This is a genomic window from Gammaproteobacteria bacterium (assembly GCA_015709615.1).
GTDB lineage: Bacteria > Pseudomonadota > Gammaproteobacteria > Burkholderiales > Nitrosomonadaceae > Nitrosomonas.
Map to the genome: position 1 here is coordinate 664,807 of CP054179.1, position 16,673 is coordinate 681,479.

Annotated in this window: 15 protein-coding genes and 2 pseudogenes; 10 read left to right on the forward strand and 7 right to left on the reverse strand. The window is 50.4% G+C overall.

The features are described from left to right. The first annotated feature begins 104 nt into the window (after positions 1–104). From HRU77_03260 to HRU77_03270, 3 genes are all read left to right on the forward strand, one after another. Positions 105–2,105, forward strand: a complete 2,001-nt coding sequence (locus tag HRU77_03260) for a DUF3501 family protein (protein ID QOJ19793.1) — start codon at positions 105–107, stop codon at positions 2,103–2,105. Beyond that, entirely contained in the window at positions 2,102–2,620 is a 519-nt protein-coding gene (locus HRU77_03265; GenBank protein QOJ19794.1) for a CNP1-like family protein, read from the forward strand. The genes HRU77_03260 and HRU77_03265 overlap by 4 nt, the downstream gene beginning before the upstream one ends. Before the next feature lie 388 nt (positions 2,621–3,008). After that, positions 3,009–4,385: an ammonium transporter gene (locus tag HRU77_03270; protein QOJ19795.1), complete on the forward strand. Its 1,377-nt coding sequence runs from the start codon at positions 3,009–3,011 to the stop codon at positions 4,383–4,385. A 66-nt stretch (positions 4,386–4,451) separates the two neighbouring features. On the opposite strand, the gene HRU77_03275 is transcribed toward HRU77_03270, so the two are convergent. Further along, positions 4,452–4,841: a helix-turn-helix transcriptional regulator gene (locus HRU77_03275; GenBank protein QOJ19796.1), complete on the reverse strand. Its 390-nt coding sequence runs from the start codon at positions 4,839–4,841 to the stop codon at positions 4,452–4,454. A gap of 136 nt (positions 4,842–4,977) precedes the next feature. On the opposite strand from HRU77_03275, the gene HRU77_03280 reads away from it, so the two are divergent. Together HRU77_03280 and HRU77_03285 are read left to right on the forward strand one after the other, a co-directional pair. Next, the gene (locus HRU77_03280; GenBank protein QOJ19797.1) at positions 4,978–5,700 is read left to right on the forward strand and encodes a glutathione S-transferase family protein; all 723 of its coding nucleotides are present in this window, start codon (positions 4,978–4,980) and stop codon (positions 5,698–5,700) included. 796 nt (positions 5,701–6,496) lie between these two features. Next, positions 6,497–6,595: pseudogene (locus tag HRU77_03285) on the forward strand (PEP-CTERM sorting domain-containing protein). Between the two features lie 48 nt (positions 6,596–6,643). Here HRU77_03285 and hrpA read toward each other — a convergent pair. Continuing rightward, on the reverse strand, positions 6,644–10,405 hold the full coding sequence (hrpA, locus tag HRU77_03290; protein QOJ19798.1) for an ATP-dependent RNA helicase HrpA: 3,762 nt from the start codon (positions 10,403–10,405) through the stop codon (positions 6,644–6,646). Between the two features lie 222 nt (positions 10,406–10,627). Here hrpA and HRU77_03295 point away from each other — a divergent pair, with 222 nt between their 5' ends. The 5 genes and pseudogenes from HRU77_03295 (at position 10,628) to HRU77_03315 (ending at position 12,857) form a co-directional block, all read left to right on the forward strand. Beyond that, the gene (locus HRU77_03295; GenBank protein ID QOJ19799.1) at positions 10,628–11,107 is read left to right on the forward strand and encodes a GNAT family N-acetyltransferase; all 480 of its coding nucleotides are present in this window, start codon (positions 10,628–10,630) and stop codon (positions 11,105–11,107) included. A gap of 89 nt (positions 11,108–11,196) precedes the next feature. Further along, complete coding sequence (locus HRU77_03300) at positions 11,197–11,628, forward strand: hypothetical protein (GenBank protein ID QOJ19800.1); 432 nt, start codon at positions 11,197–11,199, stop codon at positions 11,626–11,628. Between the two features lie 127 nt (positions 11,629–11,755). Next, a pseudogene (locus HRU77_03305) lies at positions 11,756–12,005 on the forward strand (DUF4160 domain-containing protein). Between the two features lie 4 nt (positions 12,006–12,009). After that, positions 12,010–12,258 (forward strand): DUF2442 domain-containing protein, encoded by a 249-nt coding sequence (locus tag HRU77_03310; GenBank protein QOJ19801.1) that lies wholly within the window; start codon positions 12,010–12,012, stop codon positions 12,256–12,258. 149 nt (positions 12,259–12,407) lie between these two features. Beyond that, positions 12,408–12,857: a hypothetical protein gene (locus HRU77_03315; protein QOJ19802.1), complete on the forward strand. Its 450-nt coding sequence runs from the start codon at positions 12,408–12,410 to the stop codon at positions 12,855–12,857. A gap of 651 nt (positions 12,858–13,508) precedes the next feature. Here the strand turns inward: HRU77_03315 and djlA are convergent. From djlA to HRU77_03340, 5 genes are read right to left on the reverse strand one after another with little or no spacing between them, the layout of a single operon-like run. Beyond that, complete coding sequence (gene djlA, locus HRU77_03320) at positions 13,509–14,285, reverse strand: co-chaperone DjlA (protein ID QOJ19803.1); 777 nt, start codon at positions 14,283–14,285, stop codon at positions 13,509–13,511. 44 nt (positions 14,286–14,329) lie between these two features. Beyond that, complete coding sequence (locus tag HRU77_03325; protein QOJ19804.1) at positions 14,330–14,572, reverse strand: BolA/IbaG family iron-sulfur metabolism protein; 243 nt, start codon at positions 14,570–14,572, stop codon at positions 14,330–14,332. Between the two features lie 46 nt (positions 14,573–14,618). Further along, complete coding sequence (locus HRU77_03330) at positions 14,619–15,374, reverse strand: ABC transporter permease (protein QOJ19805.1); 756 nt, start codon at positions 15,372–15,374, stop codon at positions 14,619–14,621. Then, a complete protein-coding gene (locus tag HRU77_03335) occupies positions 15,371–16,288 on the reverse strand; it encodes an ABC transporter ATP-binding protein (protein ID QOJ19806.1) in 918 nt (305 codons plus the stop codon). The genes HRU77_03330 and HRU77_03335 overlap by 4 nt, the downstream gene beginning before the upstream one ends. 44 nt (positions 16,289–16,332) lie before the next feature. Then, positions 16,333–16,671, reverse strand: a complete 339-nt coding sequence (locus tag HRU77_03340; protein QOJ19807.1) for an STAS domain-containing protein — start codon at positions 16,669–16,671, stop codon at positions 16,333–16,335. Between the last annotated feature and the right edge of the window lie 2 nt (positions 16,672–16,673).

A 16,673-nucleotide genomic window follows, 5' to 3' on the forward strand; every position in this document is an offset into this window, starting at 1 on the left:
CGCGATTATTGCGCTGATTCCAAAGTTACTGCGGGGTTTATTTGCCGGTCAGGCAAAATCTCGCAGCAACTACTCTAAAAATTTCACTATGCAGATATTCCGCTATGGCAACTCGTGAAGGCAGTCTCGAAGCACCGCAACGTCATCCTATCGACTGGAAGAATCCCGATTTTTACAACGAAGCCAGTTTAAATCAGGAAATGGAACGCGTTTTCGACATTTGCCACGGTTGCCGCCGCTGCGTAAACCTCTGCACAGCTTTTCCGCGCTTGTTCGATTTGATTGATGACAGCGCGACCGGTGAATTGGACGGCGTCAACAAGCAGCAGTTTTGGGAAGTCGTCGACCGCTGCTATCTGTGCGACATGTGTTTCATGACCAAATGTCCGTATGTACCGCCGCACGAATGGAATATCGACTTTCCGCACTTGATGCTGCGCGCCAAAGCGGTTAAATATAAAAACCAGGGAGCCGGTTTTCGCGACAAACTGCTCTCCAGCACCGATTTGATGGGCAAACTGGCGACGATTCCCGTGGTGGTGCAAACCGTCAATGCCATGAACAATACCCCGGCTGTCCGTAAAATCATGGATAGCGCGCTGGGGATCCATGCCGAGCGCAAACTGCCCGAATACGCAGCAAACAAATTCCGATCAAATGCGAAACCCAATGATACCTTCCCGGTAAAAAACGGCGCGCGCACACCCGGCAAGGTGGCCATTTATGCGACCTGTTATATCAATTACAACGAACCCGGCATCGGCCATGATTTGCTGAAAATACTGGAACACAACGAAATTCCCGCCCGTTTGGTGGAAAAGGAAGCCTGCTGCGGTATGCCGAAACTGGAATTGGGCGATCTCGAAGCGGTGGAGAAACTGAAGAATGAAAACATTCCGCATTTATTGAAAATGGCGCAAGAAGGTTACGCCATTCTGTCCGCAGTGCCTTCCTGCACGCTGATGTACAAACAGGAATTACCGCTGATGTTTCCGGATGATGAGGCGGTACAGGCTGTCGCCGCCGCGATGTTTGACCCGTTTGAATATCTGGTGTTGAGAAATCAGGATAATTTGCTCAAAACCGACTTCAAGCAACCGCTTGGCAATGTGGCTTACCATATCCCTTGTCATCAGCGCGTGCAGAATGTTGGCAAGAAAACCCGGGACATCCTGCAACTGATACCGGATACCAAGATCAATACCGTGGAGCGTTGCTCCGGCCATGACGGCACCTGGGGTGTGAAAAGCGAGCATTTCGCCGATTCGATGAAAATCGGCCGCCCGGTTTTCAAGCAAATGGCCGCTTCAAACCCGGACTATATCAGCTCCGATTGCGCCATCGCCGCACGCCATATCGAACAAGGCATCGGCGAGAGCAAAGCGCAGAAATTGCATCCGCTGACGCTGCTGCGCATGGCGTACGGTACGGATGGTACGGATAGCGGTCAAAATCCTGAAATCAACCTCGCTCAATCGGCTAGCACAACTATTTCATCCGGCGAAAAACTTATGACACCTCCACTTACCCGTGAAAGCCTATTAACGCTGGAAGCTTACGCCAAAATCCGCAAAGACTTCCGCGCGCAAGTCATGGCGCACAAAAAAACACGTAAAGTTCCCCTCGGTGAAAATGTCACATTGATATTTGAGGATGCTGTGACCATTCGCTACCAGGTTCAGGAAATGCTGCATGTAGAGCGCATTTTCCAGGAAGAGGAAATCGCGCATGAACTTGAAACGTATTCCCCGTTGATTCCGGACGGGCACAATTGGAAAGCGACGATGATGATCGAATATCCCGATCCTGCTGTGCGCGCTGAGAAACTGACCACCTTAGTCGGCGTCGAAGACAAAGTATGGGTCAAAATTTCCGGTCACCCGCCGGTCTTCGCTATTGCCGATGAAGATCTGGAGCGGGAAAACAGCGAAAAAACTTCGTCCGTGCACTTCCTGCGTTTTGAACTCACGGTGGAAATGATCCGGGCACTGCATCAGGGTTCGGTATTGAGCATGGGAATTGATCATCCGGCGTATCAGGCCACCGTCGATCTGGTTGCCGCCGATGTTCGCGCTTCGTTATTGAACGATTTGACCTCGGCATGAAACTCTACCGCTTGTTGATCCTTTTGATTTGCGCAGTGCTTTTGCTTGCCTGCGCCAAACCGCCATTCAAGGATGAATTCGAAAGCGACAAACCCTGGATCGAGCAAATGACGCAGCTCCCCGCTTATCCGGAAGCGAAGAATCTGGTGGCGTTTGATGCTGGTGCCGTGACCAGCAACCAATATTTAGTCGACACCACTTCCATCAAAATCGGCCAGGACGGCGTTATCCGCTTTACCCTGGTCATCAAATCATCGTCAAACGCGATGAATGTCAGTTACGAAGGCTTGCGCTGCGCCACCAGCGAGAGAAAACTCTATGCGCTCGGGCGCGACGACAGAACTTGGGCAAAACCCCGCGTATCGGAATGGCAAAAGCTTGATTTGGTGCGGCAATTCTATGCGCAACGTGAACTCGCTAAAAATATTTTCTGCCCCCATCAGCAAATCGTCAGCACTACTGATGAAGCCGTTCAGGCACTAAAAAAAGGCATGCATCGCAGCATTATCCGCTAACCGGAGAATGGATTGCAGTTGCCAAAATCAATCCAGCATAACACCCAGCTTCACTATTTTTATCGGTTGTTTATAAATCGATAAACAATAAAAACCGGCAATTTAATTATCCCCTATTGTTTTTAAGGTGATTAAAGATCACACTCCGTGCAGGGGTAATTTTTTCTAAGGAAACTCTGCTCTGATTAATTTGGCAAAAAAGATGAAGCGTGTGGCATACGGAAAACAGCGACCAAAGCATGCCAACAGGATGGGTGAAGAAGCGAGCGCCGCGCTACGAAACGATTCACGCTTGTAGTCAATTAATCAGCATTCCCTAATTCATACCCCTTCCTCTTGGTCTCGACGAGGATTAACCCGAGAAATCACTAAAATAAGGAAGAATCACATGAAAAAAAGCTTTAGCACGGTATTGCCGGGAGCAATTAGTCTGTTTCTCCTAAGTTTCAGTAGTTGGGTCAGCGCGGAAGCCGCGCCAGTCTTAAGCGAAGCACGCACGGTCGCGCAATATAATTACATCATCCACATCCTCGCCATGTTGCTGGTCGGTTTCGGCTTTTTAATGGTTTTTGTACGCCGTTATGGATTTGGTGCTGTAACCGGCACTTATTTGGTTGTCGCCATCGGCTTGCCTTTATATATTTTATTCCGCGCCAATGGTATTTTTGGTCATCAACTTTCACCGCACACATTAGATGCATTGTTGTACGCCGAGTTATCGGTGGCAACCGCATTAATTGCAATGGGCGCCGTGTTAGGACGTTTGCGCCTTTTTCAATATGCCTTACTGGCTTTATTGGTTGTACCGCTTTATTTAATCAATGAATGGCTGGTGCTCGATGATGCCATCGGCTACACCACCGGCTTTCAGGATACGGCCGGATCCATCGTGATTCATGCATTTGGCGCTTATTTCGGATTGAGTATGTCACTGGTACTGACCACGGCCTATCAGCGCAGCCAACCGATTGAATCGGATCACACATCGGACCGCTTCGCTATGCTGGGATCGATGGTGCTCTGGTTGTTCTGGCCGAGTTTTGCCACCGCTTTGGTACCCTTGGAAAACATGCCGCAAACCGTCGCCAATACATTACTGGCACTTTGCGGCGCAACCATTGCCACGTATTTTCTCAGCACCAAACTGCATAACGGAAAAACATCCATGGTGGATATGGCGAATGCCGCGCTGGCGGGCGGTGTCGCCATCGGTTCGGTATGTAATATCGCCTCGCCGGTGGGCGCTTTCGGGATCGGTTTACTGGCCGGTACTGTTTCCGTTCTGGGCTATGTCTTCCTGCAACCGGTTCTCGAATCCCGGTTTAAACTGGTCGATACCTGCGGGGTGCATAACCTGCACGGAATGCCGGGGTTACTGGGCGGATTAAGCGCTTTTTTTGTCGTACCGGAGGTTGCCATCGCGCAATTTAACGGCATTGCAATCACATTGATCATCGCAATTTCTGGCGGACTGCTGGCCGGCGCCATCATTAAAGCAACCGGAACCACGCGCGAGCCATACGAAGATAGTGTCGAATTTACCCATCTAGCCGGACCTGAAACTGAAAATTTACCGGAACAACTCGAGATCCGGGTAGAGACTTTGGAAAGCCATGCCTTAGCTGCTAAACCGCAAATGCCCACCGAGTCATCCGAGACAAAAATACTGGTTGCAAGACTGGAATCACGTATTCAAATTCTAGAGAGTAAAATTGCAGCAGCACAAACTCAAAGTACCGCGGATAAACCAGAACCTCAGATTTAATCAGCTTCCATTACGACCCCGTCACACCTGGCGGGGTTCTTTATCGATTGATCAAAATCAATCGAGCTAAGTTTGCTCTCTGCCAGCGGCAGAATGGCGTTCGTGCGATTTGAAAACTCTCGCACCCGGGTAATAGGTCATTCCCCATTTAACCAAACCTTCCAATACCGGCCGCAAATCTTGCCCTTTTTGAGTCAATGCGTATTCATAACGCATCGGCTTTTGCTGGTAGGAATGCTGCACGACAATTCCGACAGCATCCAATTTCTTTAACCGGTCCGCCAATATATTGGTGGCAATTTGTTCCGGAGATGCGAGAAATTCCTGGTAGCGTTTCTTACCCAACAGCAAATCCCGGATAATCAGCAGCGTCCATTTATCGCCCAAGAGGTCCAGCGCGCAGGCGACCGGACAGCACGATCGCTCAAAGTCCGTTTTCTTCGAATCTTCCGTCATTGATTAGCATCCCCATCTTAAGAATCGCAACACGGCCCTAATGTATCGCAGTAACTTGCAATTCACAAGCTTATGAGATAGAGTAACTTGTGAATTGCAAGTGATGATTCCAATCCATCAGAGGAGAACAAGCAACATGCTGAAGCTATATCAATTTGAACGTACCTGGGGTATCCCCAATTTAAGCCCGTTCTGCTGCAAAGTTGAAACCTATTTGCGCATGGCCGGTATCGGACACGACATTAAGCCCGCGCTGCCCATGCGTGCGCCCAAGGGCAAATTGCCTTATATCAGCGATCAAGGCAAAACGCTCGGCGACTCGCGCTTCATCATCGAATATCTAAAATCCGCTTATCACGATTTGGATAGCGGATTGACCCAGGAGGAATTGGCTCTGTCCACCGCTTTGCAGCGTTTGCTGGAAGAGCATTTATTTTGGGTCGCGCTGTATTCCCGCTGGCAATATACCGATGAAAATTGGCAAACCAATAAAAAAGCCATCTTTAGTCCATTGCCGCCAATAATCCGGGATATTGTCGCCAACCGTTGGCGCAAAAAAATTCAACGGCAGATTTATGGCCATGGCATGGGCAGACATCAAGCGGAAGAAATATTCGCATTGGGCAAGCAGGATATCGATGCATTGGCGGCATATCTCGGCCACAAGCCGTATTTCTTGGGTGATCGCCCGACCGCAGTGGATGCATCGGCTTTCGGATTACTGATCAACATCAGCGGTTGCCCCATCGAATCTCCGCTCAAGGAATATGCATTAACCAAAGAAAATCTCACGGCCTATATCGAGCGGATTATGCACGGCTTCTATCCGGATCTGCATGATTCGCGAAGTGAAGGGTAGCTTTCTAGTGATTTTGGCCGGCTGTTTTTGAATTGATAATACAAATTACCCATTATCAGTAGTAAAACAGGAGTGATGAACTATAGAGTCAACCAAGATCAGCAAGTTATAGTCCGGAAATCAGTGGATTATAAAATATCACTGTGCAATTTCGACAACGCGATCAAATCTCAATCCAGCAGTAAGGCAGGAATTCCAATCGAGCAATCCAATGAAGCAACCAGGAACCGATTGGATTGATATTGATTAGAAAGAGATTTGGCTGCTTATACCAACAAAACCGGAGAATATCATGACAAAAAATCTTTCAGCTGGACATTTTATCGCTGTTGCAGCTGTCGCTTTGATCGGACTGACACCGCTGCAATCAACCCATGCCGCGTCCGTCATCTATCAAGATCTCACCCCGACAGGCATACTGCCAAGCCCGAGTAGTATTACACGCAACTTTGCTTCAGGCAGCGGCGCAGGTAGCATCACTTTTGAAATTCAAGGTTATTTGACCTTGGACGGTGTGAACTGCTGTACCGATACTTTCAGTTTTTACAACGACGGTAATTTGTTGTTCCAAGGTGCTTTTAACATGGGCGGTGGCGGTTCGAACGCGATTTATGCGGATCCGAACGGTGCGACGTACTCCGTTGTCGATTTCGGTTTCAACAACGGCGGCTTATTGAATGTTTCAATCCCCGTCAACTTCACCGTCGGCAACCATGTCTTAACCTTTGATTATTCAGGTAGCTTCCAAGGCCTTGGCGATGAAGGCTGGGGATTGAATAGCGTGACGGTTGAAGGCGTAGCAGCAGTTCCGGAACCTGAAACTTACGCGATGTTGCTGGCCGGTCTTGGCTTGCTCGGTTTTACCGCAAACCGCCGGAAAGTGGCAACCGCTTAATCGCGCTACGATCATTTTCATACCAACGGGAGCTGCGGCTCCCGTTTTTTATGGTTGCACGCTTTCCCACAATTTCTGCAAGCGCTTGGGCGATACCGGAAACGGCGTTTTCAGCTCCTGCGCGAACAGCGAAACGCGCAATTCCTCGATCTGCCAGCGGAATTCTTCTAGATTCTCATCACACAAACCGGCTTTCCGGTGTTTTTCCAGCCGCTGCAAATATTGCTGCCAGAATGGCATCACTTCAGTGCTGTTGCGTTGATCCCGCTCAGGGTTCGCCGCGAGTTTTTCCAGGCGCAACGCCATGCCTTTCAAATAGCGCGGCAATTGTTGCAAACGTGACCATCCGGTATTGCCGAGAAAACCTGAGTACAGCAAATGATCGAGCTGTTCATTCAGTTCCGCTTTCACCCGCTCGTTGCGCACCGCCGGTAAGCGCGTAATCAGCGTTTGATAATCGGTACCGGTCTGCTGCAGGAGTTTCGCCAACGCTGCGGATACTTCCGGCAGGCGTTTTCTGGCGCGCTGGCACTGCGCGGCAAACTCGGTTTCGCTGCGCGGCAGGGGATCGTCATTGAGCAGTGCCCGGTCGATAATCGCATTCAGCATGTCTTGCTTCAAATCACCCGGATTCATCCGGCTTGCCAGTTGCATGCTGGCCTGCTTCAATCCGGGCAGATTCTTGTCCAGTTGCTTGATTTGATCTTTCAGCATCAGGCACAACAATCGCCGCACACCCGAGCGCATTGCATGATCCGCCGCTTCGCGGGTATCGAACAGACGGATCGCGACACTCTCGGTTTGGTCGATCAGCGCCGGATATCCGGTCAATGGCTGACCGTTACGCATGAAGCCGATTTCCACCGGCAAATCGCCGAAATCCCAGCACGTGATTTGATCGCGCTCAATGGCAATTTTTTCGCTAGCGGAGCCGCGCTGCACAAACGACTGCTGCGCGGCTTGGCCGAGTTGCCGCTGCAATCCGGCTAAATCGCGGCTCATCACCAATTCCTCACCGGTATCATCGATTACGCGGATATTCATCAGCAAATGCAGTGGCACCTCGCCAGTTTGCCAAGTATCCGGCGGCACCGTCAGCGTGGTTTTTCTGAGGATGAATTGTGCCAGCGCATCAGCCAGCGGTAACGGATGCACGGTATTCGAATGGCTCACTAGAAATTCCGTCACGGTTTCAGGCAAAGGCACCAGCATGCGGCGGATTTGTTTCGGCAGCGCTTTCAGATACCAGGTGATCTTCTCGCGGATCAATCCCGGCACCAGGTAATCCAACTGCTTCGCCTCCAGCCGGTTCAGCAATGGCAACGGCACGGCCACCGTCACACCGTCGAGCGGATGGCCGGGCTCAAACCGATACGTAAGCGCCAGTTCACTGCCGTCTGGCAACGTCATCTGTTCCGGGAATTGCACTTCGGTAACGTGTCCGGCTTCGTGGCGCATCAGTAGCTCGCGCTGCAAATACAGCAAGCGCGGATTCTGTTGTTCCGCTTGCTTGCGCCATTTTTCAAAAGCGGCGCCGTTGCTGATGTCTTGCGGAATGATCGCGTCGAAGAAAGCAAAAATCTCCTGCTCGTCGACCAACACATCCTGCCGCCGCGTTTTGTGTTCCAGCTCTTCGATTTCCTGAATTAATGCTTGGTTATGCGCCAAGAATGGCGCTGGCGTGACGTATTCCCTCGCAACCAGCGCCGAGCGGATAAAAATCTCGCGCGCTTCTTTGGGATGGATCGGCCCGTAATTGATCGGCCGTTTCGACACGATGATCAAACCGTACAGCGTGACTTGCTCAAACGCGACGACTTGCGCGCGCTTTTTTTCCCAATGTGGATCGAAATAATGCCGCTTGCACAAATTCCCGGCGATCCGTTCCAGCCAGACCGGATCGATTTTCGCCGCGCAGCGCGCGTACAGCTTGGCGGTTTCGACCAATTCCGCCGCCACCACCCACTTAGCCTTGCCTTTTTTCAATACCGAGCCGGGAAAAATGGCGAACTTGATGCCGCGCGCGCCCAGATATTCCCCCTCTTTCTCGGTTTTGAAACCGATATTACCGAGCAAACCGGGCAACAACGCGCGATGAATCTCATCGTAACCCGCCGGAATTTCGTTCGGCCTGAAACCCAGTTCCGCCATCAGCGTATGCAATTGCCCGTGAATCTCGCGCCATTCGCGCAAGCGCCGGTATGACAAAAACAACTCGCGGCACTGTGCCATCAGTTTCTTATTGGATTTCTTGTGCTTCAGCAGTTCGTCGTAGAAATCCCACAATTTCAGATACGCCAAAAAGTCCGAACGTTCGTCCTGAAAACGCCGGTGCGCCTCATCGGCGGCGGTTTGGTGTTCGAACGGCCGGTCGCGCGGATCTTGCACGCTCAATGCCGACGCGATGATCAAAATTTCGTGCAGGCAATTTTCCTGTTTCGCCGCCAGAATCATGCGGGCGATTTTAGGATCAAGCGGAAACTTCGCCAAGCGCCAGCCGGTGGCGGTCAGATTGCGGTTGTCGTCGACCGCGCCGAGTTCCGCCAGCAACTGATAACCATCGGCGATCATGCGCGGCGACGGCGGCTCGAGAAACGGAAAATCCTCGACATCGCCGATTTTTAGCGACTTCATGCGTAGAATCACCGACGCCAGCGACGAACGCAGGATTTCCGGATCGGTGAACGCCGGTCTGCCGTTAAAATCCTGCTCGGAATACAACCGGATACACACCCCATTCGCCACCCGGCCGCAGCGCCCGGCGCGCTGGTTGGCCGACGCTTGCGAGATTTTCTCTACCAGCAACTGCTCGACCTTGTTCCGGTAACTGTAGCGGTTGATGCGCGCCAGGCCGGTGTCGATCACATAATGAATTCCGGGCACGGTCAGCGACGTTTCCGCGACATTGGTCGCCAACACGATGCGGCGCGCGCCGCCCGGCTGAAATACCCGCTCCTGCTCAGCCACCGACAACCGGGCAAACAACGGCAGGATTTCGATAGCGGCGTGAAGCCGGTGAAACGAGTGCTTGCGCAAGGTTTCGGCGGTCTCGCGAATTTCGCGCTCGCCCGGCAGAAACACCAGAATATCGCCGGAACCCACGGCATGTAGCTCTTCAACCGCTTTGACGATGGCCTGCTGCACGTCGCCGTCGCTGTCGTCGTCCTCATCGGTCAGCAGCGGACGGTAATGAATCTCGACCGGATACAACCGCCCGCTGACCTCGATCACCGGCGCGTCGTTAAAATGCCGGGAAAAACGCTGCGCATCGATGGTTGCGGAAGTGACGATCAGCTTCAGATCCGGCCGCTTCGGCAGCAATTGCTTGAGGTAACCGAGCAGGAAATCGATATTCAGACTGCGCTCGTGCGCCTCGTCGATAATCAGTGTATCGTACGCCTGCAACAGCGGATCGCCCTGCGTCTCCGCCAGAAGAATACCGTCGGTCATCAATTTGATGTAACTGTCCGCGCCGATCTTGTCGGTAAACCGCACCTTGTAACCGACCGCCTGCCCCAGCGGACTGTTCAACTCCGCCGCAATCCGCCCCGCCACCGTCCGCGCCGCAATCCTGCGCGGCTGCGTATGCCCGATCAAGCCATGCACGCCACGCTGAAGCTCCAGGCAGATTTTCGGGATCTGCGTAGTCTTGCCCGACCCGGTCTCCCCGCAAATGATCACCACCTGGTGGTTCTCAATCGCTTCTTTGATTTCCTCGCGGCGAACATTGACTGGCAAATCTTCCGCATATGTTGGGCGAGGAAGATGGGCAAGCCGTTTGGCGATGGCTTCGGGAGGGAGTTTTTTCATAGAAATAATTGAGAATCACATCATTTGTCACTTAATACCATTTCGAATGTTCTTCACAAATCATTCAGAGGATTGATAACACCTTTCCAGTTCCTATTCAAAACATGCAAATTATTAGACTCTATCAGTATAATTTGAGGGAACAATAAATATTATCTGTTAACTTGGTAAATCCTCATAATTAAATTACAATTTAGCTGATTTTAGCTAGGCATTAGCTTTATGACCATCGAGATCCCACTGCCGAAGCACTTCGACAAATTCTTTATTCGCAACTGGATTGCGGAAGATGCCCAACAACTTGCTGATATTGAGTTTGACCCGGAAGTAAAACAACACCTAAAGCTACCCACAATCTCCAAGAATGAGTTTATCGATCGCTTTCAACCTCGCGGTTGGGCCATTGTAGCTAATCAGGGGAATATCGTTGCTGGCGCGATTGACATTAATAAGTTTGAACTCAACCCTAAGAAACTAGAACTCAGAATCCTCTTGGCCAAGGAATACCGAACTCGTGGCTTCGCAACCGAGGCTACTCGATTTTTTATTTCATGTATTTTCGGTGCCCCGTGGACCGAAGGGGTTGTTGCTGTAATTCACCCTCAGAATCTTGCAAGCATCGCCTTATTTAAAAAATTGAACTTCATCCACACCAGTGCAATCACGGCGGAAAGGCATGTCTATGAACTTAGTCGCACCTGAATCCACGATCAGTAAAGGCACATCTAGCCCTGCACTCAAGTGGAACAGGCAAAAAAAGTACGTCCATTAGCTTCACGTTAGGAATCATTATGACCGAGCAACTTGTTCTTACAATTGTTGCCGCAACAGTCGGTTTTGTTTCTGCTGTGCTCTTTTGCATTGGCGGTTTCCTTAATACATCAAATAAGATTTTGCTTCAGTCAACACCGTACTGGGATTTCAGTGTACCCGTAGCATCTTCATTAGCTGCTCAGAGAGCACAGTACGTAATTGGTGCACTGCTTCTCGTATTTGCTTTTCTTCTTCAAGTTGCGGCAGCCCTCGCATCCTCAACCACTCCCGCATCCCTTCCTTCGTGGCTTCATGCCTGGTCTGCCATCGTTTTTGCTGTTCTTGTTCCCACCTGTCTTGTTGCTGGTGGTCTTTCCGTACTTCTCTATAAAACCACCATGCGCAAAGTCTTGCGCCTAGAAGAAGAACGCAGGCAAAAAGACGAGACTGAGCGCGGTAGGTTGGAGTGACGTTAGGAACTCCAACATTTTGCTCCAAGGTCCGCAGAACAGCTACCCCGTTAAGCGGAAGCCCTTTAGAATGCTCCGCCGCGTGTTATGACAGTTAAAACTATTAAAAACTAAACAAGAAATAGCTATGCCAGAAATTGCAAGATTTTATGGGATCGTAATAAAGCTCTTCTTCGGCGATCATCCACCTCCGCATTTTCTTGCGGTGTACGGGGAGCATGCCGGTTTATTCAATATCGATACCCTTGAAATGATCGATGGACATCTTACCAAGCAGAGCGAAGAATCTGGTTATCGAATGGGCTGCAATTAACAAGGAAGAAATGAAAAAGATGTGGGAGAAACAGGAATTTCACAAGCTGCCTCCTTTGGAGTAAAACGATGCAATATCCAAAAGTAAAATCAGCGCTTGCCATCGATGATCATACTTTGCTGGTTGAGTTCGATAATGACGAAAAGAGAAAATACGATGTCACACCGCTGCTGAAAACAGATATGTTCTCCCCGCTGAGAAATCCGGCTTTCTTTAAGTCGGTGCAGGTAGAGCAAGGCGGGTACGCGGTCGTTTGGGATAGCGCCATCGATATCAGCGAATATGAATTGTGGCAGCACGGTCAAGCAGTGCCGTAATCTGCAAGGAGAAGCCCACTATATATAGCCGTTATGCTTGATCGTTTTTAGCGTTTGGCGGAACGTCTTATCAGGCTTTTGCCCCACCAGCTCAAGCCAATCCACTTCCACTACAAACAGTCGGCTTAGCTTTACTTTGAGGTATTTGAATGACTACTGCGATCACAAAACGCAGGATTTTCCTGGCCGGTTTAAACCTCTTTGTGATCATCTGGGCTGCCGCTTACTTTCTCTGGTCAAAATTCTCCTTTGACGACGGGCCGTTTTTTGCCGAACCCTTTGCTGCCGACCTTGGCGTTTTGTCACCAGTGTCGTCTATCGATCTCAGCCTGTCTGGCATCACGTTGTTCGTGCTCGAAACCCGTGCGACACGAGAGCCGGATCCGAGAACCGTGTTCATTCTGAGGAACGTTCGTAACGATATTCGTTGGGCGAAGGTAACCTCGGCTGACTTCGGGCGCATTGAGATCATCGGCCGTCCGCCGCGCTGGTACATCGCTGGCGGCTGGGTTGTGGCAATAAAACCGGAGAAGACCGAAGGAGGCGAGCTGCATCTTTCGCCGTTTGGTGGATTCCGTTTTTTCTTCCATAGCTGGTAGAGACCGATTGGAGTGACGTCAGGAATTCCAACATTCAAATTTGCACCACGAGGTGAATCACGATCCGCAAAATAAACCATTAATGTTGGAATCAAAAATCCGGGAGTGAAGGAAATTATGAAACGGTGAAACTTTGCGCTACCGATGCTGAAAATTACAACTTGAAGAGATTTATGCCTCGCTACAAAGAGCGAGGCATACCAAAGGAATCATTGTGAACAGAATTAACGTTTGCCCCGATTGCTTATGATAAGTACATCGATAAATAAATCAAAGCTACCGCTACTCCACCAATAACTGCTAAATTAATGCCCAGCTTTTTGAATGCCACAACATCCACTTCTTCTAGCATATTCATGATTATCTCCATGACTTGGTTTTAATGGAGCTTGAATTCTGAATCGAAGCAGAGCTGAATTTATTGATATAGATCAATAAATATTAAGTTCTTTCCAATGGTTACCTCAAGAGACACCCTAGTTGATTACATCAAATGCAGCATAAATTCACCGGCATCAAGTGAACCAATCTGTCACGAGAAACTCGCGTGTTCTTTCTTTAATGAAGTGGCTGCAAGAACGCAGAAAACCTGCTAGGCAAAGTGAATTCTGCCCGTGGACGATGTGGAACCGTAATGAATTAAACCGCCGGTCACTTCAGATTCCGGCTTTTCTTGATTAAATCGTAAGCGGTTTGTACTTCCTGGGCTTGTTCGGTCGCTACCGCGATCATGTCTTCCGGCACGCCCTGCCCCATCAGTTTGTCCGGATGGTATTGGCTCATCAATTTGCGGTAAGCGCGTTTGATTTCCTCGTCGGTACTGTCTTTACTGACGCCCAGCGCTTTGTAGGCATCGTCGAGAGCATTGACCGAGCTGGCGCCGCCCGCGGCGAAGTGCATTTGGTTCATCACCATATCGAGCAATTGCCCGAACGCCGCCGGGGAATAGTCCAGACGTCCGGCAATGCTGCGCAACAGATCATCTTCGGCGGAATTCAAATCACCGTCGGATAATCCCATGATAATGAGATACACCAGCAGCACCTGACGCAAATTGCGGGAATGACCGCACACAGCAAGAAATTCGTTGAGTTGCGGATGGATATCGTAATCCGGGGAGGCGCCTTGTTTGAACAGCGCGATGGCTTTCAAGCGGTGTTCGCGCGTCATGCGCAGTTTTTGCATGAACTGCTCGACGTGCGACACTTCGCTTTCGGATACGCGGCCGTCCGCCTTGGCCAGCTTTCCCATCAGGACAAAAACGGTTTCCAGAAAAACCGCCTGACGGCGCGCGGCATTGAACGGATTGACGCCCCCCGGACCGTAAGCCACCAGCCGGTCGATCAGACTGCCGCCGATCAGGCCGAGGATAAGGCCGATAAAACCCAGCAGCAAAAAACCGGAAATCGCACCGATTATCTTGAACACGGTAATTTCCCGTCAGCAATCAGGCAAAAAAGCAGCGCCGGTCATCACGCTTGTTTTGTCCATTGCTCCGGCGTCAGCGTCTTCATCGACAGCGCGTGAATTTCCTGTTTCATTTTGTCGCCGAGCGATTTGTACACCATCTGATGCTGTTGCACGGTATTTTTGCCTTGAAATTGCGCACTGACGATCAACGCCTGAAAATGACGTCCGTCGTCGCCTTCGACTTGCACGTGCTCACACGGCAATGCCGCTTCAATATAGGTTTTTACGTTTTCTGCTGTAAGCATTTCAATTCTCCTTCACGCATGATGGTCATGCAAAACAAATGTAGTGTTAATGGCGCAATTTATAGCCGTTTTTAAGCATCCGTATGGTCAACATGGAAATGACCACCAGGCATATTGCCACAATCGACAGGCTAAGATAAGGCGAAATATCCGATACGCCAAAGAAGCCGTAGCGGAATCCGTCGATCATATAAAAAAACGGATTGAGGTGAGAAAAAAACTGCCAGCCGACGGGTAGCGAGTGAATGGTATAAAACACGCCGGATAAGAATGTCAGCGGCAAAATGATAAAGTTCTGGAAAGCCGCCAGTTGGTCGAATTTATCCGCCCAGATACCGGCAATCAATCCCAACGCTCCCAATATCGCGCTGCCCAATACGACAAATAGTATCGACCAGACCGGCAGCATCAGCGGAATATCGAAAAACACCAGCGTCACCAGATAAACCCCCAAGCCAACCAACAACCCGCGCACGATGGACGCAATGATGTACGCGAAGAATATGGCGTGATACGACAACGGGGACAGCAGAATAAACACGATATTGCCGCTGATCTTCGATTGAATCATGCTGGACGAAGCGTTGGCAAAGGCATTTTGAATGATCGCCATCATCACCAAGCCCGGGATCAGAAACGTGGTGTACGCCACGCCCGGATACACTTCCACATGCGCTTCCAGCACATGAAAGAAAATCAGCAAGTACAGTAATGTGGAAACCATCGGCGCGATAATCGTCTGGAAACCGACTTTCCAGAAGCGCAGCAATTCTTTATACAGTAGCGTAAAAAATCCGGTCATTTTGTTCGATTGCCGCTATTTTTCATCATACTGACAAAAACATCTTCCAGATCGGGTTGCTGCAAGTGCATTTCCAGGATTTGGATTTGCGCCGATCGCAAAGCCGACAGGATGGATTCGACGTGCGCGTAACTATCGATTCTCAATTCGGCTATGCCGCTGTCATGACGGATCTGCAACGATTGCAGCTCCGCCGGCAAGGCATCCGGCTGCAAGCGTAACTGCAACGATTTGCCCGTGCTCATGCCACCGATCAGATTCTGCGTGCTATCCAGCGCGACAATTTTTCCTTCTTTCAGCATCGCCACGCGATTGCACAGGGTTTCCGCTTCTTCCAGATAATGCGTGGTCAGCACGATGGTGTGGCCTTTGCGGTTCAGCTGCTGGATAAAATCCCACAACGTTTGGCGCAATTCCACATCGACTCCGGCGGTCGGTTCATCCAGAATGATCACCGGCGGTTTGTGTACCAGCGCCTGCGCAACCAGCACGCGGCGTTTCATACCGCCGGATAACGCCCGCATGTTGGCGTTTGCCTTATCCGTCAAATCGAGATACTCGATGACTTCGTCCACCCAGCGCGCATTGTGCTTGATACCGTAATAACCCGATTGAATCAGCAGAACTTCGCGCACCGTGAAGAAAGGATCGAAAACCAATTCCTGCGGCACCACACCCAGATTGCTGCGCGCTTGTTGGTATTGCGCGATGACATCGTGCCCCATCACACTTACCGAACCGCTATCGGCCAGCGACAAACCGGCAATGATATTGATCAGCGTCGTTTTACCGGCGCCATTCGGCCCCAGCAGCGCAAAAAACTCGCCGGTATGAATTTCGAGATCGATACCGGCCAAGGCATGCACGTCGCCAAAACGCTTGGATACTTGCTTGACAGCGATAGCGGGCAACATCGGATGAATAACTCAGTACCTGGAAACTGTCACACAGCGCCCGCTCAGGAAGCGCTGTGCAGCGTGGCTTCGGATGCCGGGAGCGGAATGAGTTCCGTCACCCCGTATAATTGAATCAAGCTTTTAAGACTATCGGGCATATTGATTACGTGCAATACCTGATTGTTTTTTTGCATTGCACGCATCCATTCCAGCAGCATACTGACGATCGTGGAATCGACTTCGGTCACTTTATTCAAATCGATGGTAAGCGGTTGATCGCCGAACAATGCAATCCCTCGTTGCGTCAGTATGACAACGTTATCGATCGTGACAGCACCTTGTACAACGACGCTGTCACCTTCACGAAAGATCATTTGCACCAGAGAATTCACTACATTCAACC